At 71.6% G+C, this 26,225-nt stretch carries 22 protein-coding genes; 20 read left to right on the top strand and 2 right to left on the bottom strand.

Annotated features, from left to right (window positions below; genetic code table 11):
- Positions 1-92: 92 nt before the first annotated feature.
- Positions 93-632 (bottom strand): beta-class carbonic anhydrase, encoded by a 540-nt coding sequence (locus tag ACN9MM_RS10945; RefSeq protein WP_426363437.1) that lies wholly within the window; start codon positions 630-632, stop codon positions 93-95.
- A gap of 279 nt (positions 633-911) precedes the next feature.
- Between ACN9MM_RS10945 and rsmH the strand changes: the two genes are divergently transcribed.
- The 16 genes from rsmH (at position 912) to ACN9MM_RS10865 (ending at position 18,817) form a co-directional block, all read left to right on the top strand.
- Positions 912-1,868 (top strand): 16S rRNA (cytosine(1402)-N(4))-methyltransferase RsmH, encoded by a 957-nt coding sequence (gene rsmH, locus ACN9MM_RS10940; protein ID WP_426363435.1) that lies wholly within the window; start codon positions 912-914, stop codon positions 1,866-1,868.
- Positions 1,865-2,611 carry an FtsB family cell division protein gene (locus ACN9MM_RS10935; protein WP_426363433.1) on the top strand — a complete coding sequence of 249 codons (747 nt, stop codon included), beginning with the start codon at positions 1,865-1,867 and terminating at the stop codon, positions 2,609-2,611. The genes rsmH and ACN9MM_RS10935 overlap by 4 nt, the downstream gene beginning before the upstream one ends.
- Positions 2,612-2,616: 5 nt before the next feature.
- On the top strand, positions 2,617-4,599 hold the full coding sequence (locus ACN9MM_RS10930; protein ID WP_426368715.1) for a peptidoglycan D,D-transpeptidase FtsI family protein: 1,983 nt from the start codon (positions 2,617-2,619) through the stop codon (positions 4,597-4,599).
- Between the two features lie 16 nt (positions 4,600-4,615).
- On the top strand, positions 4,616-6,337 hold the full coding sequence (locus ACN9MM_RS10925) for a UDP-N-acetylmuramoyl-L-alanyl-D-glutamate--2,6-diaminopimelate ligase (RefSeq protein WP_426363432.1): 1,722 nt from the start codon (positions 4,616-4,618) through the stop codon (positions 6,335-6,337).
- 4 nt (positions 6,338-6,341) lie between these two features.
- Positions 6,342-7,766 carry a UDP-N-acetylmuramoyl-tripeptide--D-alanyl-D-alanine ligase gene (locus ACN9MM_RS10920; protein WP_382859208.1) on the top strand — a complete coding sequence of 475 codons (1,425 nt, stop codon included), beginning with the start codon at positions 6,342-6,344 and terminating at the stop codon, positions 7,764-7,766.
- Positions 7,763-8,833, top strand: a complete 1,071-nt coding sequence (mraY, locus tag ACN9MM_RS10915; RefSeq protein WP_116161474.1) for a phospho-N-acetylmuramoyl-pentapeptide-transferase — start codon at positions 7,763-7,765, stop codon at positions 8,831-8,833. The genes ACN9MM_RS10920 and mraY overlap by 4 nt, the downstream gene beginning before the upstream one ends.
- Entirely contained in the window at positions 8,815-10,254 is a 1,440-nt protein-coding gene (murD, locus tag ACN9MM_RS10910) for a UDP-N-acetylmuramoyl-L-alanine--D-glutamate ligase (RefSeq protein ID WP_426363431.1), read from the top strand. Before mraY ends, murD begins: the two co-directional genes overlap by 19 nt.
- 55 nt (positions 10,255-10,309) lie before the next feature.
- A complete protein-coding gene (ftsW, locus tag ACN9MM_RS10905) occupies positions 10,310-11,650 on the top strand; it encodes a putative lipid II flippase FtsW (RefSeq protein ID WP_426363430.1) in 1,341 nt (446 codons plus the stop codon).
- A 6-nt stretch (positions 11,651-11,656) separates the two neighbouring features.
- Positions 11,657-12,751, top strand: a complete 1,095-nt coding sequence (gene murG / locus ACN9MM_RS10900) for an undecaprenyldiphospho-muramoylpentapeptide beta-N-acetylglucosaminyltransferase (protein WP_376481608.1) — start codon at positions 11,657-11,659, stop codon at positions 12,749-12,751.
- A 124-nt stretch (positions 12,752-12,875) separates the two neighbouring features.
- Positions 12,876-13,577, top strand: coding sequence for a cell division protein FtsQ/DivIB (locus ACN9MM_RS10895; RefSeq protein WP_426363429.1), 702 nt, complete (start codon positions 12,876-12,878; stop codon positions 13,575-13,577).
- 278 nt (positions 13,578-13,855) lie between these two features.
- Entirely contained in the window at positions 13,856-15,070 is a 1,215-nt protein-coding gene (gene ftsZ / locus ACN9MM_RS10890; protein WP_426363428.1) for a cell division protein FtsZ, read from the top strand.
- The gene (pgeF, locus tag ACN9MM_RS10885; protein WP_426363427.1) at positions 15,067-15,804 is read left to right on the top strand and encodes a peptidoglycan editing factor PgeF; all 738 of its coding nucleotides are present in this window, start codon (positions 15,067-15,069) and stop codon (positions 15,802-15,804) included. Before ftsZ ends, pgeF begins: the two co-directional genes overlap by 4 nt.
- Positions 15,804-16,523, top strand: a complete 720-nt coding sequence (locus tag ACN9MM_RS10880; protein ID WP_382859227.1) for a YggS family pyridoxal phosphate-dependent enzyme — start codon at positions 15,804-15,806, stop codon at positions 16,521-16,523. Before pgeF ends, ACN9MM_RS10880 begins: the two co-directional genes overlap by 1 nt.
- Positions 16,524-16,645: 122 nt before the next feature.
- A complete protein-coding gene (locus ACN9MM_RS10875; RefSeq protein ID WP_426363426.1) occupies positions 16,646-17,266 on the top strand; it encodes a cell division protein SepF in 621 nt (206 codons plus the stop codon).
- Positions 17,267-17,346: 80 nt separating this feature from the next.
- Positions 17,347-17,637 carry a YggT family protein gene (locus ACN9MM_RS10870; RefSeq protein WP_017238790.1) on the top strand — a complete coding sequence of 97 codons (291 nt, stop codon included), beginning with the start codon at positions 17,347-17,349 and terminating at the stop codon, positions 17,635-17,637.
- A 67-nt stretch (positions 17,638-17,704) separates the two neighbouring features.
- Complete coding sequence (locus tag ACN9MM_RS10865; protein WP_426363425.1) at positions 17,705-18,817, top strand: DivIVA domain-containing protein; 1,113 nt, start codon at positions 17,705-17,707, stop codon at positions 18,815-18,817.
- Positions 18,818-19,525: 708 nt separating this feature from the next.
- On the opposite strand, the gene ileS is transcribed toward ACN9MM_RS10865, so the two are convergent.
- Complete coding sequence (gene ileS, locus ACN9MM_RS10860; RefSeq protein ID WP_426363424.1) at positions 19,526-22,660, bottom strand: isoleucine--tRNA ligase; 3,135 nt, start codon at positions 22,658-22,660, stop codon at positions 19,526-19,528.
- A 541-nt stretch (positions 22,661-23,201) separates the two neighbouring features.
- Here ileS and ACN9MM_RS10855 point away from each other — a divergent pair.
- The 4 genes from ACN9MM_RS10855 (at position 23,202) to ACN9MM_RS10840 (ending at position 26,191) form a co-directional block, all read left to right on the top strand.
- Positions 23,202-24,056 carry a TraR/DksA family transcriptional regulator gene (locus ACN9MM_RS10855; protein ID WP_426363423.1) on the top strand — a complete coding sequence of 285 codons (855 nt, stop codon included), beginning with the start codon at positions 23,202-23,204 and terminating at the stop codon, positions 24,054-24,056.
- A gap of 80 nt (positions 24,057-24,136) precedes the next feature.
- Entirely contained in the window at positions 24,137-24,742 is a 606-nt protein-coding gene (lspA, locus tag ACN9MM_RS10850) for a signal peptidase II (RefSeq protein WP_426363422.1), read from the top strand.
- A 43-nt stretch (positions 24,743-24,785) separates the two neighbouring features.
- Positions 24,786-25,727 carry an RluA family pseudouridine synthase gene (locus tag ACN9MM_RS10845; RefSeq protein ID WP_426363421.1) on the top strand — a complete coding sequence of 314 codons (942 nt, stop codon included), beginning with the start codon at positions 24,786-24,788 and terminating at the stop codon, positions 25,725-25,727.
- A complete protein-coding gene (locus ACN9MM_RS10840) occupies positions 25,724-26,191 on the top strand; it encodes a GNAT family N-acetyltransferase (protein WP_426363420.1) in 468 nt (155 codons plus the stop codon). Before ACN9MM_RS10845 ends, ACN9MM_RS10840 begins: the two co-directional genes overlap by 4 nt.
- Positions 26,192-26,225: the final 34 nt, after the last annotated feature.

Below are 26,225 nucleotides of genomic sequence, written 5' to 3'. Positions count from 1 at the left end.
TTCGGAACTGTCGTCCGAGCATTGTTGTTGCCGTGGCCGGGCCTGTCACTTGCGTACGGACAAGTGCGAGGGAAATGCCAGGGTTTGACGGGTTACGCCGGGTCGATCTCGCGCAGGAGACCCGTGGTCACGTCGAAGACGAAGCCCCTGACGTCGTCGGAGTGGAGCAGGAACGGGGAGGTCCGGACCCGCTGCATCGACTGCCGGACGTCCTGGTCGACGTCGCGGAAGGCCTCGACCGCCCAGGCGGGGCGCTGGCCGACCTCGTCCTCCAGCTCGTGCCGGAAGTCCTCGGTCAGCGATTCGAGGCCGCAGTTCGTGTGGTGCACCAGCATCACGCTGCGGGTGCCCAGGGCCCGCTGGCTGATGGTGAGGGAGCGGATCACGTCGTCGGTGACCACGCCGCCGGCGTTGCGGATGGTGTGGCAGTCGCCGAGTTCGAGACCGAGGGCCGCGTGCAGGTCGAGACGGGCGTCCATGCAGGCGACGACGGCGACGCGCAGCACGGGCCGCGCGTCCGTTCCCGGGTCGGCGAAGTCGGCGGCGTAGCGTCCGTTGGCCTCGACGAGACGGTCGGTGACCGTGGCGCCGGTGCGTATGGCGTCGGCGGAGGGGTGCGCGGAGGTCGACATGGTTCCGACGGTAATGGTCACGCCCCTTTCCGGCCCGCTGTGAGGACGGGCAAAGAGCGACAATGAGCCCTGTTGTGAGCTAAACCACAGATGGCGCTCTCCGGGTCACGCGGCGCGCCAGTCGGTTGATTGACCGGCGGGTCCCGTGGACTAAAGTGACGCGGAGTTCACGGAGACAACGAGCGATTTTCCGCGGTTTCTCCCCCGTGTGTGCGGCGGTACCTCCGGCTCGGCCCCATCCCGCGGTACGTGCCTCCGCGCCGGATCTGAGAGGGCGCTTTGAGCAACGACCGACACGTCCCGGTGATGCTCCAGCGGTGCCTGGACATGTTGGCCCCCGCCCTGCAGCGCCCCGGCGCGGTCGTCGTCGACTGCACCCTGGGGCTCGGCGGCCACAGCGAGGCCCTGCTCGAACAGTTCCCCGAGGCGCGGCTCATCGCCCTCGACCGCGACAAGGAGGCCCTGCGGCTCTCCGCCGAGCGGCTCGCCCCGTACGGGGACCGGGCCACTCTCGTCCACGCCGTGTACGACGAGCTGCCCGAGGTCCTCGACCGGCTCGGCATCCCCGCGGTGGACGGCGTCCTCTTCGACCTCGGCGTCTCCTCCATGCAGCTGGACGAGGCCGACCGCGGCTTCGCCTACGCCCAGGACGCCCCGCTCGACATGCGCATGGACCAGACGACCGGCATCAGCGCCGCCGAGGTCCTCAACACCTACCCGCCGGGCGAGCTGGTCCGGATCCTGCGCGCGTACGGCGAGGAGAAGCAGGCCAAGCGGATCGTCTCCGCGATCGTGCGCGAGCGCGCCAAGGAGCCCTTCACCGACAGCGCCCGGCTCGTCGACCTCATCCGCGACGCCCTGCCCCAGGCCGCCAAGCGCACCGGCGGCAACCCGGCCAAGCGCACCTTCCAGGCCCTGCGCATCGAGGTCAACCGCGAGCTCGACAGCGTCGAGAAGGCCATCCCGGCGGCCGTGAAGGCCCTCGCCGTCGGCGGCCGGGTCGTCGTCCTCTCGTACCAGTCCCTGGAGGACCGGATCGTCAAGGGCGTCTTCGCGGCCGGCGCGGCGACCACCGCCCCGCCCGGCCTTCCGGTCGTCCCCGAGAAGTACCAGCCCCGCCTGAAGCTGCTCACCCGAGGCGCCGAACTGCCCACCGAGGAGGAGGTCGCCGAGAACCGGCGCGCCGCCCCGGCCCGGCTCCGGGGCGTCGAGCGCATCCGGGAAGACGTCCTGTGAGCACGGCGAAGGGGCCCCTCAAAGGGCGGGCCGCGCGACTCGGACGGCTCATGCCGTCCGGGCCCAGCTCGGCCGCCCGCACCCCCTTCGTCCTGCTCGTCTTCGTCCTCCTCGGCGGCGGGCTGATCACCCTGCTCCTGCTGAACTCGGCCCTCAACCAGGGCTCCTTCAAGCTGAACGAGCTCAAGGACAAGACCACCGAGCTCACCGACGAGGAGCAGGCGCTCCAGCGGGACGTCGACGACTACGCGGCCCCCGACGCCCTGGAGCGGCGGGCCCGCGAGCTCGGCATGGTCCCCGGCGGCAGCCCCGCCTTCCTCGCCCCGGAGGGCAAGGTCCTGGGCGAGCCCTCGGTCGCGGAAGCGCCGAAGCCACCCCCGAGGCCCAAGCCGAAGCCGCCCGTCCAGAAGCCGCCGGCGACGTCCGCGACCACGCCCGCCACCCGGACCGGCACCTCGACGGGCCCCCGTACGTTCGACGGCCCGGCCGGCATCGCGGGAGCGACGGCGGACACCGGCACGAGTCCGGCCGACACCCTGCCCACCGGCGCCGGCCCGGCCGGCACCGCGGGAGCGACGGCGGACACCGGCACGAGTCCGGCCGACACCCTGCCCACCGGCGCCGGCCCCGCCCTCCCGGGCCCCACCGGCACCGGCCGGACACGGACGGAGCCGGGGCCGGACGCGCGTCAGACCGTGCAGGACCCCGTCCAGGAACCCGTACCGACACGACCCGGCAGGTGACCGCAGTGCCCCCCAAGGAGCCCCCGCGCCGCCGCGTCCCCGGACCCGCCCGGCCCGCGCGCCCCCGGCCCGCCTCCGCCGGAGCCCGTGCGTCCGGAGCCCGCCCGTCCCGGCCCGCCCCCCGCCCGGCGGGGAGGCGGCCCCCGGCCCGGCAGTCCCGCACCATCCGGCTCGGCAGCCCCCGGCCCCGGCTGCGTCTGATCTCCCTGGGCCTGACCCTCGTCATGCTGGTCTTCGTGGTCCGGCTGCTCCAGGTCCAGGCGGTCGACGCCAGTGCGTACGCGGCCAAGGCCGACAAGTACCGCTTCCAGGAGTACACGCTCTCCGCGGAGCGCGGCGAGATCACCGACCGCAACGGCATCGCGCTCGCCGCGAGCGTCGACGCGTACGACATCACCGCGGACCCCAAGCTCTTCACCCGCGAGGAGTCGAAGACCACCGACGCCCCCGAGCAGGCGGCCGCGCTCCTCGCCCCGATCCTCGGCAAGGAGCCCGCCGAGCTGGCGAAGAAGCTCCGCACCCCGAAGTCCCGCTACACCCTGCTCGCCCGCAAGCAGACCCCGCAGGTCTGGAACCAGATCAAGGACCTCAAGCGGGTCTACGGGCAGAAGGCCCAGGCCGTCGGCGGCAACGGGGTCAACCTCCTCGGCGGCATCCTCAGCGAGCCCAGCACCAAGCGCGTGTACCCGAACGGCGAGCTCGCCGCCGGGATACTGGGCTACGTCAACGCCGAGGGCAAGGGCGCCGGCGGCGTGGAGTCCATGCTCGACCCGGAGCTCGCCGGCAAGGACGGCAAGATCCGCTTCACCCAGTCCGGCGGACGCCAGGTGCCCACCGCGGGCTCCCAGGGCACCCCCGCCGTCCCCGGCTCCGACATCGAGCTGACCATCGACCGGGACATCCAGTGGGCCGCCCAGCAGGCCATCACCGAGCAGGTGAAGAAGTCCAGGGCCGACCGCGGCTACGTCGTCGTGCAGAACACGAGGACCGGCGAGGTCCTCGCCATGGCCAACGCCCCCGGCTTCGACCCCAACGACCTCTCGGCCGCCAACGCCGCCGCCATGGGCAACGCCGCCCTCCAGGACGCCTACGAGCCCGGCTCCACCAGCAAGGTCATGTCCATGGCCGCCGTCCTGGAAGAGGGCAAGGCGGCCCCGGACACGCACGTCACGGTCCCCAACCGGCTCCACCGCGGCGACCGGCTCTTCCAGGACGACATCGACCACATCACCTGGTACCTGACCCTCAACGGCGTCCTCGCCAAGTCCAGCAACATCGGCACCATCCTCGCCACCGGCCGGCTCGGCGACACCCAGGCGGAGGCCAACCGGGTCCTCCACGCCTACCTGCGCAAGTTCGGCATCGGCAGCCCCACCGGCCTGGACTTCCCCGGTGAGACACCCGGCATCCTCGCCAAGCCCCAGAACTGGTCCACCTCGCAGCAGTACACGATCCCCTTCGGGCAGGGCCTCTCCGTCAGCGCGATGCAGGCCGCCTCCGTGTACTCGACCATCGCCAACGGAGGCGTACGGATCGAGCCGACCCTCGTGCGCGGCACCAAGGGGCCCGACGGGCGCTTCGCCGCGGCCCCCGCGCCCAAGGAGTCCCGGGTGATCAGCGAGAAGACCGCCAGGACCCTCGCGCAGATGCTGGAGTCCGTCGTCAAGGACCGGGAGGGCACCGGCAACAAGGCCGCCATCCCCGGCTACCGCGTCGCGGGCAAGACCGGCACCGCCAACCGCGTCGACCCCGAGCTCGGCCGCTACAAGGGCTACACCGCCTCCTTCGCCGGGTTCGCCCCCGCCGACGACCCGCAGATCACCGTCTACTGCGCCATCCAGAACCCGACCAAGGGCAGCTACTTCGGTGGCCAGATCTGCGGACCCATCTACAAGAAGGTCATGGAGTTCGCCCTCAAGACCCTCCACGTCGCGCCAACGGGCAGCGACCCCGCTCGACTGCCGGTCACCTTCGAACCCACCCCGTGACACTCCGGGAGCACCAGTGACAACGATCACCCCCCATTCCGGGAACCGGAAATCGAACTCCGGCGAGGCCCCGGGCTCTTTTGGCCCCGCACAGGGTGCGCCCGGTACGCTCACCGCCGTGCCACACGCTGATCAGTACCGAAACACCCCACCCCGGCCGGAACAGGCCCGCCCGACACCCCTGGGCGACCTGGCCGCGCAGCTCGGGGCCGATGTCTCCGGGACCGCCGAGATCTCGGGGATCACGCACGACTCGCGGGCCGTGCGCCCCGGGGACCTGTACGCGGCCCTGCCCGGCGCCCGCACCCACGGAGCCGACTTCGTCGCCCAGGCCGCCGGACTCGGCGCCGTCGCGATCCTCACCGACCCGGCGGGCGCCGAGCGCGCCGCCGCGACCGGCCTCCCGGTCCTCGCCGTGGAGAACCCGCGCGGCCGGATGGGCGAACTCGCGGCCGCGATCTACGGCCGGCCCGGCGAGGACCTCCTCCAGATCGGCATCACCGGCACCTCCGGCAAGACCACCACGGCGTACCTCGTAGAGGGGGGCCTGCGCGCAGCGCTGTCGGCCAAGGGTGGTGGTGGGCGACGGGAGGGCCTGCGCGGCTCCGGACGGCGGACCGGCCTCGTCGGCACCGTCGAGATGCGGATCGGCGACGAACGCATCAAGTCCGAGCGCACCACCCCCGAGGCCACCGACCTCCAGGCGCTCTTCGCCGTCATGCGCGAGCGGGGCGTCGAGGCCGTCGCCATGGAGGTGTCCAGCCACGCCCTCGTGCTCGGCCGGGTCGACGGCTGCGTCTTCGACGTCGCCGTCTTCAACAACCTCAGCCCGGAGCACATGGAGTTCCACTCCGACATGGAGGACTACTTCCAGGCCAAGGCCGGGCTGTTCACGCCCCAGCGCAGCCGCCTGGGCGTGGTGAACCTCGACGACGCGTACGGCCGCAGGCTCGCCGCGGAGGCGACCGTCCCGGTCGTCACCTTCTCCGCCGAGGGCCGCGCCGAGGCCGACTGGCGCGCCGAGGACCTCGTCCTCGGCTCCCACGACTCGACGTTCACCGCCGTCGGCCCCGAGGGCGCGCGGATCCCCGCCACCGCCCCGCTGCCCGGCCCGTTCAACGTCGCCAACACCCTCGCCGCGATCGCCACCCTCGCCGCCGCCGGCCTGGACCCCAAGGCCGCCGCCGAGGGCGTCGCCGCCGTTCCCGGCGTCCCGGGCCGCCTGGAGCGGGTCGACGCCGGCCAGCCGTACCTCGCGGTCGTCGACTACGCGCACAAGACGGACGCCGTCGAATCGGTCCTGCGCTCCCTGCGCGAGGTCACCGAGGGCCGGCTGCACGTGGTCATCGGCTGCGGAGGCGACCGGGACACCACCAAGCGCGGCCCGATGGGCGCAGCCGCCGCCCGGCTCGCCGACACCGCCGTCCTGACCTCCGACAACCCCCGCTCCGAGGACCCCCTGGTGATCCTCAGCGCCCTGCTCGCCGGTGCCGCCGAGGTGCCGGCGGGGGAGCGCGGCGACGTCCTGGTCGAGCCCGACCGGGCCGCGGCGATCGCCGCGGCCGTCGCCCGCGCGCGGCCCGGCGACACCGTCCTGGTCGCCGGCAAGGGCCACGAGCAGGGCCAGGAGATCGCCGGGGTCGTACGCCCCTTCGACGACCGTCAGGTCCTGCGCGAGGCGATTCTCAGCCAGCAGAACCAGCAGGACGCACACCGTCACGAGAACAGTCAGGGATGAAGCAGTGATCGCCCTCTCCCTCGCCGAGATCGCCGAAATCGTCGGCGGGCAGGCGCACGACATACCGGATCCGGCCGCCCGGATCACCGGCCCCGTCGTCATCGACTCCCGCGAGGTGCGGGCCGGCAGCCTCTTCGCGGCCTTCGCCGGTGAGCACGTCGACGGCCACGACTACGCGGAGCGCGCCGTCGCGGCGGGAGCGGTGGCCGTGCTCGCCGCCCGCCCCGTCGGCGTCCCCGCCCTCGTCGTCGACGACGTCCAGACCGCGCTGGGGGCCCTCGCCCGCGCGGTCGTGGAACGGCTCGGCACCGATGTCGTCGCCCTCACCGGCTCGGCCGGCAAGACCTCCACCAAGGATCTGATCGCCCAGGTCCTCGAACGGCACGCGCCCACCGTGTGGACGCCCGGTTCGCTCAACAACGAGATCGGCCTGCCGCTCACGGCGCTCCGCGCGAGCGACGAGACCCGGCACCTGGTCCTGGAGATGGGCGCCCGCGGCATCGGACACATCCGCTACCTCACCGGCCTCACCCCGCCCCGCATCGGCCTCGTCCTCAACGTGGGCACCGCCCACATCGGCGAGTTCGGCGGCCGGGAGCAGATCGCCGTGGCGAAGGGCGAGCTCGTCGAGGCCCTGCCGTCCGCCGAGGACGGCGGAATCGCGGTCCTCAACGCCGACGACCCCCTCGTCCGTGCGATGGCGAGCCGCACCAAGGCCCGCGTGACCCTGTTCGGCGAAGCGGACGAAGCGGCCGTACGGGCCGAGAACGTCCACCTCACAGAGAACGGACAGCCTTCTTTCAGGCTTCACACACCCACCGGGTGCAGTGACGTGACCTTGCGCCTGTACGGTGAGCACCACGTGTCGAACGCGCTCGCAGCGGCCGCCGTCGCGCACGAGCTGGGCATGCCTGTCGAAGAGATCGCCACCGCGCTCTCCGAGGCGGGCACCCTTTCGCGCTGGCGCATGGAGGTCACCGAGCGTCCGGACGGCGTGACGATCGTCAACGACGCCTACAACGCGAACCCCGAGTCCATGCGAGCCGCCCTGCGCGCGCTCGCGGCCATGGGCAGGGCCGCACAGGCCCGAGGGGCTCGTACGTGGGCGGTGCTCGGCAAGATGGCCGAGCTCGGTGACGCATCGCTCGTCGAGCACGACGCGGTCGGACGGCTCGCCGTCCGGCTCAACGTCAGCAAGCTCGTGGCGGTCGGGGACAGGGAAGCGTCCTGGCTGCAACTGGGCGCATATAACGAGGGTTCGTGGGGTGAGGAGTCGGTGCACGTGTCCGACGCGCAGGCGGCTGTCGACCTGTTGCGCAGTGAGCTGCGCCCGGGGGATGTCGTCCTTGTGAAGGCTTCCAGGTCGGTCGGTCTCGAAAAGGTCGCGCTGGCGCTCCTCGACACCGAGGGCGAGGTCACCGGCCGATGAGGCAGATCCTCTTCGCGGGGGCCATCGGGCTCTTCCTGACCCTGATCGGCACGCCGCTGCTGATCAAGCTCCTTGCGCGCAAGGGGTACGGGCAGTTCATCCGGGACGACGGCCCGCGCGGTCACGCCGGGAAGAAGGGCACGCCCACCATGGGCGGCATCTCCTTCATCCTGGCCACGCTCATCGCGTACGCGCTGGCCAAGGTCATCACCGGTGAGGACCCGACGTACTCGGGCGTCCTGGTGCTGTTCCTCATGGCGGGCATGGGCCTCGTCGGCTTCCTCGACGACTACATCAAGATCGTCAAGCAGCGTTCGCTGGGGCTGCGGGCCAAGGCGAAGATGGCCGGCCAGCTGATCGTCGGCATCGCCTTCGCCGTGCTCTCGCTGCAGTTCGCGGACCTGCGCGGGCTCACCCCGGCGTCCACGAAGCTCTCCTTCATCACGGACTTCGGCTGGGCCATCGGCCCGGTGCTCTTCGTGGTCTGGGCGCTCTTCATGATCCTGGCCATGTCCAACGGCGTGAACCTGACGGACGGTCTGGACGGTCTGGCCACCGGCGCCTCGGTGATGGTCTTCGGCGCGTACACCTTCATCGGGCTCTGGCAGTTCCAGGAGTCCTGTGCCAACGCGGTGACGCTGACGAACCCCAACGCCTGCTTCGAGGTCCGCGACCCGCTCGACCTCGCGGTCGTGGCCTCCGCGCTGATGGGCGCCTGCTTCGGCTTCCTGTGGTGGAACACCTCGCCCGCCAAGATCTTCATGGGTGACACCGGCTCGCTCGCCCTCGGCGGCGCCCTCGCCGGTCTCGCCATCTGCTCCCGTACGGAGCTCCTGCTGGCCCTGCTCGGCGGCCTGTTCGTCCTGATCACGATGTCCGTGGTCATCCAGGTCGGCTCGTTCAAGATGACCGGCAAGCGCGTCTTCCGGATGGCACCCCTCCAGCACCACTTCGAACTCAAGGGGTGGTCCGAGGTCCTGGTCGTCGTCCGGTTCTGGATCATCCAGGGCATGTGCGTGATCGTGGGCCTGGGCCTCTTCTACGCGGGATGGGCAGCGGACAAGTGACAGAACAGCTCGACTGGAACGGCAAGCACGTCACCGTCGCGGGGCTCGGCGTCTCCGGAATCCCGGCCGCCCGCGTCCTGCACGCCCGCGGCGCGCTCGTGACCGTCGTCAACGACGGCGACGACGAGCGCTCCCGGGCGCAGGCCGCCGCACTGGAGGCGGAGGGCATCACCGTCCGCCTCGGCGACGGGGCGACCCTGCCGACCGGCACCGAGCTGATCGTCACCACCCCCGGCTGGAGGCCCGACAAGCCTCTCTTCGCGGCGGCCGCCGAGGCGGGCGTGGAGGTCTGGGGCGACGTCGAGCTGGCCTGGCGGCTCCGCGGCCCGGACGCCGCCCCCTGGCTCGCGGTCACCGGCACCAACGGCAAGACCACGACCGTGCGGATGCTCGCCTCGATCCTGGAGGCGGCCGGACTGCGGACCGCCGCCGTCGGGAACATCGGCGTCTCGCTCCTCGACGCCGTCCTCGGCGAGGAGGAGTACGACGTGCTCGCCGTCGAGCTCTCCAGCTACCAGCTGCACTGGGCGCCGTCCGTCCGCGCCCACTCGGCCGCCGTACTCAACCTGGCGCCCGACCACCTCGACTGGCACGGCACCATGGAGGCGTACGCCGCCGACAAGGGCCGGATCTACGAGGGCAACCGGGTCGCCTGCGTCTACAACGTCGCGGACAAGGCCACCGAGGACCTGGTGCGCGAGGCCGACGTCGAGGAGGGCTGCCGCGCCATCGGCTTCACCCTCGGCACCCCCGGCCCCTCCCAGCTCGGCGTCGTCGAGGGCATCCTCGTCGACCGGGCCTTCGTCGAGAACCGGCAGAAGAACGCCCAGGAGCTGGCCGAGGTCGCCGACGTCCAGCCCCCGGCCCCGCACAACATCGCCAACGCCCTCGCCGCCGCCGCCCTCGCGCGCGCCTTCGGCGTCGAGGCGAAGGCCGTACGGGACGGCCTCAAGGCCTTCCGCCCCGACCCGCACCGCATCGAACTGGTCGAGGAGATCCAGGGAGTCACGTACGTCGACGACTCCAAGGCCACCAACACCCACGCCGCCGAGGCCTCGTTGGCCGCCTACGACCCGATCGTCTGGATCGCCGGCGGCCTCGCCAAGGGCGCGACCTTCGACGAGCTCGTCCAGAGGTCGGCGAAGCACCTGCGCGGAGCCGTCCTGATCGGCGCCGACCGCGCCCTGATCCGCGAAGCCCTGGCGCGACACGCCCCGGAGGTCCCGGTGGTGGACCTCGACCGGACCGACACTGGGGCGATGTCCGAGGCGGTCCGCGAGGCGGCCCGGCTCGCCCGCCCCGGGGACACGGTCCTGCTCGCCCCGGCCTGCGCCTCGATGGACATGTTCACCAACTACAACAAGCGGGGCGAGGCCTTCGCGGACGCCGTCCGCGCCCTCGCCGCCACCGGGGACGCCTGACCCGACCAGCGGGAGGGTCCGGCCGGACCGGGCACGACTGGAGGGGACAGCGACCATGCCGAGCAAGATCGCCGGGACACGCCGGCCCTCCGCCGCACGCGGCGGAGGGCGGGCCCCCGCGACCCCGCGGCGGGCGCGCGGCGGCGGCGTACGGGGGATGTACGAGCGGCTCCGCAAGGCCTGGGACAGGCCCCTCACGGCGTACTACGTGATCATCGGCGCGGGGCTGCTCATCACCGCGCTCGGCCTCGTGATGGTCTACTCCGCCTCGATGATCACGGCGCTCCGCTACGACCTGGTGCCCTCGTACTTCTTCCGGAAGCAGTTCTTCGCCGCCCTCCTCGGCACCGGACTGCTCCTGGTCGCCTCCCGGATGCCCGTCAAGCTGCACCGCGCGCTCGCCTACCCGATCCTGGTCGGCGCGGTCTTCCTGATGGTCCTCGTACAGATCCCCGGGATAGGGCACGCGGTCAACGGCAACCAGAACTGGATCTCCCTCGGCGGCCCCTTCCAGCTCCAGCCCAGCGAGTTCGGCAAACTGGCGCTGATCCTGTGGGGGGCCGACCTGCTCGCGCGCAAGCAGGACATGCGGCTGCTGACCCAGTGGAAGCACATGCTGGTGCCGCTGGTCCCGGGCGCCTTCATGCTGCTCGGACTGATCATGCTCGGCGGCGACATGGGCACCTCGATCATCCTGGCGGCCATCCTCTTCGGCCTGCTGTGGACGGCCGGCGCGCCCACCCGGCTCTTCGTCGGCGTGCTCACGGTGGCAGGCGCGATCGGTGTGCTGCTCATCAAGACGAGCGCGAACCGGATGAAGCGCTTCGACTGCATCGGCGCGACCGACCCCGGCGGCGAGGGAGCCCCCTGCCTGCAGGCCGCGCACGGAATCTATGCTCTGGCCTCGGGCGGATGGTTCGGTTCCGGACTCGGTGCGAGCGTCGAGAAATGGGGCCAACTGCCCGAGGCGCACACCGACTTCATCTTCGCGGTCACCGGTGAGGAACTGGGTCTCGCGGGGACGCTGTCGGTACTCGCCCTGTTCGCGGCTCTAGGCTATGCGGGTATCCGCGTGGCCGGAGGCACGGAGGACCCCTTCGTGAGGTTCGCCGCGGGAGGTGTGACCACCTGGATCACGGCTCAGGCCGTGATCAACATCGGTGCGGTGCTCGGCCTGCTGCCGATCGCCGGTGTCCCGCTCCCGCTGTTCTCCTACGGAGGGTCGGCCCTGCTGCCGACCATGTTCGCCGTCGGGCTCCTCATCGCCTTCGCGCGACAGGAACCCGCCGCGAAAGCGGCCCTGGCCATGCGCCGCCCCGGCTGGGGCAAGCGGGCCGGGAAGAGATGGAAGTCGATGCGACGGCGCGTCAAGAAGCGCCCGTCCGGAGAGCGGTGAATTTCGGTGCATGTCGTACTCGCCGGCGGGGGGACCGCCGGCCACATCGAGCCCGCGCTGGCCCTCGCGGACGCCCTGCGCAGGCAGGACCCCAGCGTGGGGATCACGGCGCTCGGCACGGAGAAGGGTCTGGAGACCCGGCTCGTGCCCGAGCGGGGCTACGAGTTGGCGCTCATCCCCGCCGTACCGCTGCCCCGCAAGCCCACCCCCGAGCTGATCACCGTCCCCGGACGGCTGCGCGGCACGATCAAGGCGGCCGAGCAGGTCCTGGAGCGCACCAAGGCGGACTGCGTGGTCGGCTTCGGCGGTTACGTGGCCCTGCCCGGCTATCTCGCGGCCAAGCGCCTCGGGGTGCCCATCGTGGTCCACGAGGCCAACGCGCGGCCCGGCCTGGCCAACAAGATCGGTTCGCGGTACGCGGCCGGGGTCGCCGTCGCCACCCCGGACAGCAAGCTCCGCAACGCCCGGTACATCGGCATCCCGCTGCGGTACACGATCGCGACCCTCGACCGGGCGCGGGTGCGGCCCGAGGCGCGCGCCGCCTTCGGCCTGGACCCGAACCTGCCGACCCTGCTCGTCTCGGGCGGCTCCCAGGGCGCCCGGCGGCTCAACGAGGTGATCCAGCAGATCGCCCCGGTGCTCCAGCGCTCCGGCATCCAGATCCTGCACGCGGTCGGCCCGAAGAACGAGATGCCGCGTGTCGACAACATGCCCGGTATGCCGCCGTACGTGCCGGTACCGTACGTGGACCGCATGGATCTCGCGTACGCCGCCGCCGACATGATGCTCTGCCGCGCGGGCGCCATGACCGTCGCCGAGCTCTCCGCCGTCGGGCTGCCCGCCGCGTATGTCCCGCTGCCCATCGGCAACGGCGAACAGCGGCTCAACGCCCAGCCGGTGGTGAAGGCCGGCGGCGGACTCCTCGTCGACGACGCGGAGCTGACGCCGCAGTGGGTGCAGGGCAACGTCCTGCCCGTACTGGCCGATCCGCACCGGCTGTACGAGATGTCCCGCTCCGCCGCCGAGTTCGGCCGCCGGGACGCCGACGACCTGCTCGTCGGCATGGTGTACGAGGCGATCGCCGCCCGCCGGCAGGCGTAGCGGGGGACTAGGGAGACGCCAGGTGACAGCCGGACCGACGACCGCGGAGAAGAGCGGTACCAGAAAGCCGAAGGGGTCGTCGGAGCGGTCGTCCGGCTCCGGCACCCGGAACCCTCGGTTCCGGGTGCCCGCCCCACGGGTGCTCCTCGTGACGCTCGGCCTCGTCGCGCTCGTGGCCGGCGGGGTCTGGGCGCTCTACGGCTCGACCTGGTTCCGTGTGGAACGTGTGAAGACTTCCGGCACCCGGGTGCTGACGCCGACCGAGGTCGAGGCCGTCGCCGCCGTCCCGATGGGCGCCCCGCTCGTCACCGTCGACACCGACGCGATCGAGGCCCGGCTGCGGCAGAGGCTGCCGCGGATCGAGTCGATCGACGTCGTGCGGTCATGGCCGCACGGAATCGGGCTGAAAGTGACGGAACGGAAGCCCGTTCTCCTTGTCGAAAAGGGCGGAAAGTTCACCGAAGTGGACGCGACGGGGCTGCGGTTCGCCACCGTCGACACCGCGCCCCGCGGCGTCCCCCTGCTGGTGCTCGACAGCGCCTCCTCGCCGAGCCTCCGCCGCTTCGGCGCGGACCGCCTGCTCCAGGAGGCGGTGCGCGTCAGGGGTGAACTCCCGGCGGAAATCGCCCGGGACACTCGTGTCGTGCGCATCACCTCGTACGACTCCGTCACTCTGGAGCTGACCCGGGGCCGAACGGTCTTCTGGGGCAGTGGTGAGCACGGGCCGGTCAAGGCCCGGGTGCTCACCGCCCTCATGAAGGCCACCCCCAAAGCGGGGCACTTCGACGTAAGTGCCCCCACGGCCCCCGCCTCGTCCGGAAGTTGACGGGCATCTCCGCTGGCCAGCACCCTGGTTGGCCAGCGCTACGGGTGATCACATAGGGTGAAAAGAAAAACGGGAGGTTCGGCGTGTTCGTTGAACGTGCGCCACTTGTCGACTTAGTGTCCTGTTCGGAAGAGTCCAGCGAACAGAGACACTGGTAACCCTAAACTTCAACGTTAGGGTTTGGGTCGGCGTTTCGGACCGTCCCAATCGGCATCCGTCGGAGCGGCGCGACCAACCGCGCAGCGACGACACGTAACTCGAGGCGAGAGGCCTTCGACGTGGCAGCACCGCAGAACTACCTCGCAGTCATCAAGGTCATCGGTGTCGGCGGCGGTGGTGTCAATGCCATCAACCGAATGATCGAGGTCGGTCTCAAGGGCGTCGAGTTCATCGCGATCAACACCGACGCGCAAGCGCTGTTGATGAGCGACGCCGACGTCAAGCTCGACGTCGGCCGTGAACTCACCCGCGGCCTCGGGGCCGGGGCCAACCCGGCCGTCGGTCGCAAGGCGGCAGAGGACCACCGTGAGGAGATCGAGGAGGTCCTCAAGGGGGCCGACATGGTCTTCGTCACCGCCGGAGAAGGCGGCGGCACCGGCACCGGCGGCGCGCCCGTCGTCGCCAACATCGCGCGCTCGCTCGGCGCCCTCACGATCGGTGTGGTCACCCGGCCGTTCACCTTCGAGGGCCGGCGTCGCGCCAACCAGGCGGAGGACGGCATCGCCGAGCTCCGCGAAGAGGTCGACACCCTCATCGTCATCCCGAACGACCGACTGCTGTCGATCTCGGACCGCCAGGTCTCCGTGCTCGACGCCTTCAAGTCGGCCGACCAGGTCCTCCTGAGCGGTGTCCAGGGCATCACCGACCTCATCACCACCCCGGGTCTGATCAACCTCGACTTCGCCGACGTCAAGTCGGTCATGTCCGAGGCCGGTTCGGCGCTCATGGGCATCGGCTCCGCCCGCGGCGACGACCGCGCGGTCGCGGCGGCCGAGATGGCGATCTCCTCGCCGCTCCTGGAGGCCTCGATCGACGGCGCCCGCGGCGTGCTGCTCTCCATCTCCGGCGGCAGCGACCTCGGTCTCTTCGAGATCAACGAGGCCGCGCAGCTGGTCAGCGAGGCGGCCCACCCCGAGGCCAACATCATCTTCGGCGCCGTCATCGACGACGCCCTCGGCGACGAGGTCCGGGTCACCGTCATCGCGGCCGGCTTCGACGGCGGCCAGCCGCCGGCCCGCCGGGACAACATCATCGGCTCGGTCTCGGCCAAGCGCGAGGAGCCGGCCCCGGCGCCCCGCGTCACCGAGAGCGCCCGCCCGCTGGGCGGCATCGGCACCGTCGCCCCGCGCGAGGAGCCGGTCTCCCTCCCGGTCGAGCCCGCCCCGGCCGTCAACGAGGCCCCGCTGACGCCCGCCCAGCCGGTCGTCCCGCCGGCCCGTCCGTACGCGGACAGCCAGGCCGAGGAGCTGGACGTCCCGGACTTCCTGAAGTGATAGGACAGCGCTTCGACGCGAACGGCGCGCACTTCGCCTTCACCGACCGGTGGGGCGGAGTGAGCGCCGTTCCGTACGAGGAGCTCAACCTCGGCGGAGCGGTCGGGGACGATCCCGCGGCCGTCCTCGCCAACCGGGCGGCGGCCGCCGGGTCCCTCGGGCTCGACCCGGCGCGGGTGGTCTGGATGAACCAGGTCCACGGTGCCGGTGTCGCCGAGGTCGACGGACCGTGGGGGGACGGGGAGATCCCGTCCGTCGACGCGATCGTCACCGCCCGGCCCGGACTCGCCCTCGCCGTCCTCACCGCGGACTGCGTCCCCGTCCTCCTCGCCGACCCCGTCGCCGGAGTCGCCTCGGCCGCCCACGCGGGACGGCCCGGCATGATCGCCGGAGTCGTCCCCGCCGCCGTCGGCGCGATGGTGAAGCTCGGCGCCGACCCCGCCCGGATCACCGCCCGCACCGGCCCCGCCGTCTGCGGCCGGTGCTACGAGGTGCCGGAGGCGATGCGCGCCGAGGTCGCGGCCGTCGAACCGGCCGCGCACGCCGAGACCTCCTGGGGCACCCCCGCCGTCGACGTCGCCGCCGGAGTGCGCGCGCAGTTGGAGCGGCTCGGGGTCCGGGACATCGTGGACGCCGGGGTCTGCACCCTGGAATCGCGCGACCACTACTCGTACCGCCGGGATCGCACCACGGGGCGACTCGCGGGATATGTCTGGTTGGCAGGAAAGAGCTGATGACGGACCGCAAGTCGGAACTCGCCGCGAACCTGGCCCGGGTGGAGGAGCGCATCGCCGCCGCGTGCGCCGCCGCCGGGCGCGAGCGGGAGGAGGTGACCCTGATCGTGGTCACCAAGACCTACCCCGCGAGCGACGTCAGACTCCTGCACGAGCTCGGGGTGCGGCACGTCGCCGAGAACCGGGACCAGGACGCCGCCCCCAAGGCGGCCGCCTGCGCCGACCTCGACCTGACCTGGCACTTCGTGGGCCAGTTGCAGACCAACAAGGTCAGATCTGTGGTGGGTTATGCCGGTGTGGTGCAGTCCGTCGACCGCTTGAAGCTCGTTTCCGCCCTCTCCGCGGCCGCGGAGAAGGAGGGCCGCGAGCTCGGCTGTCTGATCCAGGTCGCGCTCGACGCCGAGTCCGGCGAGCGGGGCGACCGCGGCGGCGTGGCACCGGACGGGATCGAGGAGTTGGCCGCGGCCGTGGACGCCGCGCCCGGACTGCGGATCGACGGACTGATGACCGTCGCCCCGCTCGCCGGGGAGTACGCCGGACGGCAACGCGCCGCCTTCGACCGGCTGATGGATTTGTCGACTGCCCTGCGCGCGACCCGTCCGGCTGCGAACATGGTGTCAGCAGGGATGAGTGCGGACCTCGAGGAGGCCGTCGCGGCCGGGGCGACACACGTACGCGTCGGTACGGCGGTACTCGGTGTGCGCCCGAAGCTCGGGTAACGTCGCGAAGCAAGTCGGACCACAGCAGAAAATATGGTCATTCCGCAGAACGGCGGGGTGGCTCGTGGATCGCCGGAGCTTGGTGACAAGGCCGATCCACCACAGAGCGGAGGACTCAGAGCATGGCCGGCGCGATGCGCAAGATGGCGGTCTACCTCGGCCTCGTGGAGGACGATGGGTACGACGGCCGGGGCTTCGACCCCGACGACGACTTCGAACCCGAGCTGGAGCCGGAACCCGAGCGCGACCGGCGCCACACCCCCCCGCGACAGGTGGAACGCGAGGAGCCGGTACGCGTGGTGCAGCCGCCGGCCCAGCGGGAACCGATCGCTCATTCTGTCCCGGTACTCGCCGAAAGCGGACGTCCGGCCCGAATTGCCCCCGTGGCATCCATCACACCCGAACGCCCGAGCCTGGAGAAGAACGCACCGGTGATCATGCCCAAGGTCGTGTCCGAGCGGGAGCCGTACCGCATCACCACGCTGCACCCGCGGACCTACAACGAGGCCCGTACCATCGGGGAACACTTCCGTGAGGGCACCCCGGTGATCATGAACCTCACGGAGATGGACGACACGGACGCGAAGCGACTTGTCGACTTTGCCGCCGGACTCGTCTTCGGGCTCCATGGCAGCATTGAGCGCGTGACGCAGAAGGTGTTCCTGTTGTCGCCTGCTAACGTCGATGTCACGGCGGAGGACAAGGCCCGGATCGCAGAGGGCGGATTCTTCAACCAGAGCTGAGAACACGAGAACCGGACGGACCGGTCGCGAGGCGACCGGACAAGCGAGAGCACGAAAGCCAGGGGAGAGGGAAACGCGGGATGGGCGTCGCACTACAGGTGGTCTACATCGTGCTGATGTGCTTCCTCGTCCTCCTGATCGTCCGGCTTGTCATGGACTACGTCTTCCAGTTCGCCCGTTCATGGCAACCCGGTAAGGCGATGGTGGTCGTCCTTGAGGCCACCTACACTGTCACCGATCCACCGCTCAAGCTTCTGCGGCGACTCATCCCGCCGCTGCGTCTCGGGGGCGTGGCACTCGACCTGTCCTTCTTCGTTCTGATGATCATCGTCTACATCCTGATCTCCATCGTGAGCAGCTTCGCGAGGTGATGGTGGAGGAACAAGTGGACGATACGGTCTTGCCGACTGCCGACGACTACGTAGAGGTGAAGAAGAGATGCCGCTGACCCCCGAGGACGTGCGGAACAAGCAGTTCACGACCGTCCGCCTTCGAGAAGGCTATGACGAGGACGAGGTCGATGCCTTCCTCGACGAGGTCGAAGCCGAACTGACCCGCCTGCTCCGCGAGAACGAGGACCTGCGCGCCAAGCTGGCCGCCGCGACGCGTGCCGCCGCGCAGAACCAGCAGCAGCAGGGCATGCGCAAGCCCCCGGAGCCGCAGGATCGTCCCGTCGGTCCCGGCGCGCCCGTGCCCGCCGCCATATCCGGACCGCCGGCCCAGCAGCAGCAGCCGCAGATGGGTCCGCCGCAGCTTCCGTCCGGTGCCCCCGCGCTTCCCCCCGGCCCCATGCAGGGCGGCCCCATGCAGGGCGGGCCCATGGGCCCCGGCCCGATGCAGGGTGGCCCCATGCAGGGCGGCCCGATGGGTCCCGGCCCGATGCAGGGCGGCCCCATGGGTCACCCGCAGCAGCAGATGCAGCCGCAGATGCAGCAGCAGCCGCAGCAGGGCCCCGGTGGCGACAGTGCCGCGCGTGTCCTCTCGCTCGCCCAGCAGACCGCCGACCAGGCGATCGCCGAGGCGCGCTCCGAGGCCAACAAGATCGTCGGCGAGGCGCGTTCCCGCGCCGAGGGCCTGGAGCGGGACGCCCGCGCCAAGGCCGACGCTCTTGAGCGGGACGCGCAGGAGAAGCACCGCGTCGCGATGGGCTCCCTGGAGTCCGCCCGCGCCACGCTGGAGCGCAAGGTCGAGGACCTGCGCGGCTTCGAGCGCGAGTACCGCACGCGTCTGAAGTCCTACCTGGAGTCCCAGCTGCGTCAGCTGGAGACCCAGGCGGACGACTCGCTGGCCCCGCCGCGCACCCCGGCCGCGGCCTCCCTGCCGCCGGCCCCGTCCATGGCCTCGGCGGGCGCGAGCGCGCCGTCCTACGGCGGCAACGGCGCGATGGGTGGTGCGCCGTCCATGGGTGGCGCCCCGTCCTACGGCGGCCAGCAGCAGATGTCCCCGGCGATGACCCAGCCGATGGCTCCGGTCCGGCCGCAGGCACCGCAGCCGATGCAGCAGGCGCCGGCGCCGATGCGGGGCTTCCTGATCGACGAGGACGACAACTGAGGCGGCGGTCGCACGCGTGCTGAGCACGTAGCCGTCGGCAGGCCTTGAAGGGCCGGTTCCCCCTGGGGAACCGGCCCTTCGGCGTACCCCCGCCACCCGGGGCAGCGCCCCGGCCCCGCGCCCGCGCTGGGTGACGCCCCGACGTGTGGTCCGCGCCCGCGCTGGGCGTTGCCCCGACGTGTGGTCCGCGGCCCGGGCCCGTGCGGGCCTGGCCTGCCCCGGGCGGTGCGCTGGCCCCGCCGCGTGCCTGCGCCCCCGCGTGTGCCCGCGCCCACCGTCGCGTGTGCCCGCGCCTCCGCGTGTGCCCGCGCCCACCGTTGCGTGTGCCCTTCGCCCGCTGCCCGTGTGGGCAATCGTCCCGCTGGGCGGGACGGGTGGGCACACGGGACGGCGCCCTTCGCGGCGCCTCCGCTCCCTGTGCCTGGACCCGCACCACCAGCGACGGCGCGCATCTGGTGCGGGTCAGGGCGCGGAAGCCTAGGCCCGGCACGGGGCGCCGTTCCGTTGTGCCCACCCGTTCCGCCCTGGCGGAACGCATGCCCACAACGGGGTGGGAGCCGTCCGTGAGGGTGGGTACCGCCCCGGCGGAACGCCTGCCCACAACGGGGGTGGGCGACGACCACAACGCGGTGGGGCGGCGACCACGACGGGGTGGGTAGGGCGAAGGGCCCGGCGCCCGGGGTCGGTGCCGGGCCCTTCGGGAGGGGGTTACGCCTTGCGGAGGCGGAAGGTGAGAGGGAGGGTCTCGTCTTCGAACGGCGTGCCGTACGTGTCGTCGGCCCCGCCCTCCGCGTAGTCCGTGGACAGCACCTCGTCCGCGATCAGCTCCGCGTGCGCCGTCAGCGCGTCCGTCGTCTCCGGGGACGTGGACGTCCACCGCAGCGCGATGCGGTCCGCCACGTCCAGGCCGCTGTTCTTGCGGGCCTCCTGGATCAGGCGGATCGCGTCACGGGCCAGGCCCGCGCGCCGGAGCTCCGGGGTGATCTCCAGGTCCAGGGCGACCGTGGCACCCGCGTCGGAGGCGACCGACCAGCCCTCACGGGGGGTCTCCGTGATGATGATCTCCTCGGGGGTGACGGTGATCTCCTCGCCGTTCACCGAGAGGGTCGCCTCGCCCGAGCGGAGGGCCAGCGAGAGGGCCGCGGCGTCGGCCGCCGCCACCGCCTTCGCCACGTCCTGGACGCCCTTGCCGAAGCGCTTGCCCAGGGCCCGGAAGTTCGCCTTCGCGGTGGTGTCGACGAGCGAACCGCCCACCTCCGACAGGGAGGCGAGGGAGGAGACGTTCAGCTCCTCCGTGATCTGCGCCCGGAGCTCCGGCGACAGGGCCGCGAAGCCCGTCGCCGCGACCAGCGCACGGGACAGCGGCTGACGGGTCTTCACGCCCGACTCGGCCCGCGTCGCCCGGCCCAGCTCGACCAGGCGGCGCACCAGGAGCATCTGCTCGGAGAGGGTGCCGTCGATCAGCGAGGCGTCCGCCTCGGGCCAGGTGGAGAGGTGGACGGACTCCGGGGCGTCCGGCGTCACCGGCACGACGAGGTCCTGCCAGACCCGCTCGGTGATGAACGGGGTCAGCGGGGCCATCAGGCGGGTGACCGTCTCGACGACGTCGTGGAGCGTGCGCAGCGCGGAGGCGTCGCCCTGCCAGAAGCGGCGGCGGGAGCGGCGCACGTACCAGTTGGAGAGGTCGTCGACGAAGGCCGAGATGAGCTTGCCGGTGCGCTGGGTGTCGTACGTCTCCATCGCCTCGGTCGTCTCGGCGACCAGCGTGTTCAGCTCGGACAGCAGCCAGCGGTCGAGGACCGTGCGGTCGGCCGGCGCCGGGTCGGCCGCGGACGGCGCCCAGCCGGACGTACGGGCGTACAGCGCCTGGAAGGCGACCGTGTTCCAGTACGTGAGGAGGGTCTTGCGCACGACCTCCTGGATGGTGCCGTGGCCGACGCGGCGAGCCGCCCACGGCGAGCCGCCGGCCGCCATGAACCAGCGGACGGCGTCGGCGCCGTGCTGGTCCATGAGCGGGATCGGCTGGAGGATGTTGCCCAGGTGCTTGGACATCTTGCGGCCGTCCTCGGCGAGGATGTGGCCCAGGCAGACCACGTTCTCGTAGGACGACTTGTCGAAGACGAGGGTGCCGACGGCCATCAGCGTGTAGAACCAGCCGCGGGTCTGGTCGATGGCCTCGCTGATGAACTGCGCCGGGTAGCGGGACTCGAACAGTTCCTTGTTCTGGTACGGGTAGCCGTACTGCGCGAACGGCATCGAACCCGAGTCGTACCAGGCGTCGATGACCTCCGGCACGCGGGTGGCGGTCTTCGCGCACGTGGGGCACGGGAAGGTGACCGCGTCGATGAACGGGCGGTGCGGGTCGAGCTCCGACTGGTCGGTGCCCGTCAGCTCGGTGAGCTCCGCGCGGGAGCCCACGCAGGTCAGGTGGTCGTCCTCGCAGCGCCAGATCGGCAGCGGGGTGCCCCAGTAGCGGTTGCGGGAGAGCGCCCAGTCGACGTTGTTCGTCAGCCAGTCGCCGAAGCGGCCATGCTTGACGGACTCCGGGAACCAGTTGGTCCGCTCGTTCTCCGCGAGCATGCGGTCCTTGACCGCGGTCGTACGGATGTACCAGGACGGCTGCGCGTAGTAGAGCAGGGCCGTGTGGCAGCGCCAGCAGTGCGGGTAGCTGTGCTCGTACGCGATGTGCCGGAAGAGCAGGCCGCGCGCGTCCAGGTCGGCGGTGAGCGCCTCGTCGGCCTTCTTGAAGAAGACGCCGCCGACCAGCGGCACGTCCTCCTCGAAGGTGCCGTCGGGGCGGACCGGGTTCACGACCGGCAGGCCGTACGCCTTGCAGACCTTGAGGTCGTCCTCACCGAAGGCGGGGGACTGGTGGACCAGACCCGTGCCGTCCTCGGTGGTGACGTACTCGGCGTTGACGACGTAGTGCGCCTCGGCCGGGAAGTCGACGAGCTCGAAGGGGCGCTGGTACGTCCAGCGCTCCATCTCCGCGCCCGTGAAGGACTCGCCCGTGGTGACCCAGCCCTCGCCGAGCGCCTTCTCGACCAGCGGCTGGGCGACGACGACGCGCTCGTCGCCGTCGGTGGCGACCACGTAGGTCACCTCGGGGTGGGCGGCGACGGCCGTGTTGGACACCAGGGTCCAGGGGGTCGTCGTCCAGACGAGGAGCGCCGCCTTGCCCGCGAGCGGGCCGGACGTGAGCGGGAAGCGCACGTACACGGAGGGGTCGACGACCGTCTCGTAGCCCTGCGCCAGCTCGTGGTCGGAGAGGCCGGTGCCGCAGCGGGGGCACCAGGGGGCGACGCGGTGGTCCTGGACCAGGAGGTCCTTGTCGAAGATCTGCTTGAGGGACCACCAGACCGACTCGATGTACGAGGGGTCCATGGTCCGGTACGCGTCGTCGAGGTCGACCCAGTAGCCCATGCGGGTCGTGAGCTCGGCGAAGGCGTCGGTGTGCCGGGTCACGGACTCGCGGCACTTCTCGTTGAACTCGGCGATGCCGTACGCCTCGATGTCCTTCTTGCCGGAGAAGCCGAGCTCCTTCTCGACGGCGAGCTCGACGGGCAGGCCGTGGCAGTCCCAGCCGGCCTTGCGGGCGACGTGGTAGCCGCGCATGGTCCGGAAGCGGGGGAACACGTCCTTGAAGACGCGGGCCTCGATGTGGTGGGCGCCGGGCATGCCGTTGGCGGTCGGCGGGCCCTCGTAGAACACCCACTCGGGGCGTCCCTCGGACTGCTCCAGGGTCTTGGCGAAGACCTTGTTGTCGCGCCAGAAGTCGAGCACGGCGTGCTCGAGCGCGGACAGGTCTACCTGGGCGGGTACCTGGCGGTACTGCGAAGACATCGATCTTCCTCCGGCGGATGTTCCTCGTTCCGTCCGGAGGGACGAGAGCACTGCTCCCGCGGTACCACCCTCCTTGGCCCCGGGCGGACGCCCTGAGCCCCCTCATTGGGGTCGCGCTGCCGGGTCTAGTCGCCGCGCTGTCGTGCGGCTTTCTTCCGACGGCTCCGGGGTGATGCTTCACATCGGGCTCGCCCCCGGGCTCTCACCGTCCCCGGGTCGCTCATGGCTGCTTGCGACGCTACTCGTCCCCATCCAAGCCTTTCGCTTCCGCCAGTGTACGGGCCGCCGGGGGCGGCGGCAGACCGGTTTTCGCGTGACCCGAATGGCCACACGGGCCGTGTCCGACTTCGTGTGGGGCCATGTGGGGGAGTGGAGGGACGGATAACCGGGCGGGGAGCTGGGCACAACGGAGGCAGGCCCGCCCCGAGGGGAGCGGGGGCGGGTGGGAACGGCGGCGTGCCCCGTTGCCGCGGGCCTTGGGCCGATTTATCGTCCCAGCACGATTCGCGAGCAAGATCACAAAATGTGAAGGGGCCGCGACATGGTGGCGAAGAAGACCGCCGCGAAGAAGACCTCGGTCGCCGGTTCCACCGGTTCGGCCGAGGGCGCCAAGGACGTGTCCGGCAAGAAGTCGGCGGTCGACGGGAAGCCGGTCGCGGCCGCGAAGAAGACGGCCGCGAAGAAGACGGCGGCCAAGAGGACGGTCGCGAAGAAGACGGCCCCGGCCGGGAAGGCGGCCGCGAAGAAGGCGCCCGCCGGAAAGGCCGCCGCCCGGACGGCGGCCGCCGGGGACGCGGCCCCGGAGGACGCCGTCGCGGAGGAGGCCGGTGCGGCCTCCGCCCCGAGGACGCCGGCCAGGAAGGCCGTGGCGAGGAAGGCGGCCGCCAGGAAGGCGCCCGCCGCGAAGAAGCAGACAGGAGCCAGGACGGTGGCAGCGAAGAAGACCGCGGGTGGCGTCACGACCGTCGGGGACGGGGCCGCGGTACCCCCCGCGCGCGCCGGTGAGCTCGCGGTGCGTCCCGGCGAGGACCCGTGGACGCCGGAGGAGGTCGCCGAGGCCCGCAGCGGCCTCCAGGCGGAGGTGCTGCGGCTGCGCAGCGAGCTCGTCCACTCCCAGGAGGAGCTGACCGGTCTGATGCGGGACTCCGGCGACGGCGCCGGGGACGACCAGGCCGACACCGGCACCAAGAACATCACGCGCGAGCACGAGCTGGCGCTGGCGGCGAACGCCCGGGAGATGCTGGAGCAGAGCGAGCACGCCCTGGAGCGGCTCGACGCGGGCACGTACGGCCTCTGCGAGGTGTGCGGCAAGCCGATCGGCAAGGCGCGGATGCAGGCCTTCCCGCGGGCCACGCTCTGCGTCGAGGACAAACAGCGACAGGAGCGGCGCGGCTGACGATCTCGGCTGCCGGTCTCGTACGCCTGTGCCGTAGTCTCGGTGCACGGTCAGGCATCGAGGTCGAGGGACTCACTCACGTGGCAGAGGCGGAGCGCATCATCGGTACGCCGGATTCAGCAGGGGCCGACGAGACGGCCGTCCCCGACGACGGCACGGCCGCTCCCGACGGCACGGCCGCTCCCGAGGAGCGGCCGAGGGGCAGGCGCCGGATCGTCGCCCTCTTCGTCGTGGCCGTGCTCGCCTACCTGCTCGACCTCGGCAGCAAGATGCTCGTGGTCGCCAAGCTGGAGGGCCACGAGCCGATCGAGCTGGTCGGCGACCTGCTGCGGCTCGACGCCATCCGGAACCCGGGTGCCGCGTTCGGCATGGGCGAGGCCTTCACGATCATCTTCACCTGCATCGCGGCCGCCGTGATCGTCGTGATCATCCGGCTGGCGCGGAAGCTCTACAGCCTGCCCTGGGCGATCGCGCTCGGACTGCTGCTCGGCGGTGCGCTCGGCAACCTCACGGACCGCATCTTCCGCTCCCCGGGAGTCTTCGAGGGCGCGGTCGTGGACTTCATCGCCCCCGCGCACTTCGCCGTCTTCAACCTCGCCGACTCGGCGATCGTCTGCGGCGGCATCCTGATCGTCTTCCTGTCGTTCCGGGGCCTGGACCCCGACGGCACCGTCCACAAGGACTGAGCACGCAGGACCGAGCACTCCCGGCACAAGGCATACTCGACGGGTGAGCACGAGTCCCGAGATCCGCACCCTGCCCGTTCCCGATGGCCTGGAGGGCGAGCGCGTCGACGCCGCCATCGCCCGTATGTTCGGGTTCTCCCGTACGAAGGCGGCCGAGCTGGCCGCCGCCGGGAAGGTCCAGGTCGACGGCTCCGTCGTCGGCAAGTCCGAGCGGGTCAGCGGTGGCGCGTGGCTCGAGGTCGAGATGCCGGGCGCGGCCGCGCCCGTGCAGGTCGTCGCGGAGCCCGTCGAGGGCATGGAGATCATCCACGACGACGACGACATCGTCGTGATCATGAAGCCGGTCGGCGTCGCCGCGCACCCCAGCCCCGGCTGGACCGGCACCACGGTCATCGGCGGTCTCGCCGCCGCCGGGTACCGCATCTCCACCTCCGGCGCCGCCGAGCGCCAGGGCATCGTGCACCGCCTCGACGTCGGCACCTCCGGCCTGATGGTGGTCGCCAAGTCCGAGTACGCGTACACCTCGCTCAAGCGCCAGTTCAAGGAGCGCGTGGTCGACAAGCGCTACAACGCGCTCGTCCAGGGCCACCCGGACCCGATGAGCGGCACCATCGACGCGCCGATCGGCCGCCACCCGAACCACGACTACAAGTGGGCGGTCACCGCCGAGGGCAAGCCCTCCGTCACGCACTACGACCTGATCGAGGCGTACCGCTCGGCCTCCCTGCTCGACATCAAGCTGGAGACGGGCCGCACCCACCAGATCCGGGTGCACATGTCCGCCCACCGCCACCCCTGCGTCGGCGACCTCACCTACGGCGCCGACCCGACGCTCGCCAAGCGCCTCGGCCTGACCCGGCAGTGGCTGCACGCCGTCCGCCTCGGCTTCGAGCACCCGGGCGACGGGTCCTGGGTCGAGTTCGCCAGCACCTACCCCGAAGACCTGCAGAAGGCCCTCGACCGGATCGCCTCGGAGAGCCAGTGAGCGACACGTACGACGTCCGCGAGGCGGTCGGCGACGGCGACCTTGAGGCGTGCTTCGCGGTGCGCCGCGAGGTCTTCGTCGAGGAGCAGGGCGTTCCGCAGGACCTGGAGTACGACCCGTACGACGCGACCGCGGTGCACGTGCTCGCGGTCCGCGCGGACGGGGTGCCGCTGGGCACCGGACGCCTCCTGCACGGGGCGGACGCGCTCGGCAGGACCGGCGGGGACGCCTCCGTGGGCTCGCTCGGCCGGCTCGCCGTCGCGAAGGCGGCGCGCGGCCTCGGGATCGGCGCGGCGCTCGTGCGGGGCATCGAGGACGTGGCGCGGGAGCGCGGCCTGAGCGCCGTCGACCTGCACGCGCAGACCCACGCGCTGGGCTTCTACGAGCGGCTCGGGTACGTGGCGTACGGCCCCGAGTTCCCGGACGCGGGCATGCCGCACCGGGCCATGAGGCGCACGCTCTAAAGCCTCCAGTGGGGGCGATTGCCTTCAAAACGGG

The sequence above is a fragment of the Streptomyces sp. E-08 genome (assembly GCF_049913095.1).
Lineage (GTDB): Bacteria > Actinomycetota > Actinomycetes > Streptomycetales > Streptomycetaceae > Streptomyces.
Note: the sequence above shows the minus strand (reverse complement) of the source record. Positions and strands in the feature narration are given on the sequence as shown.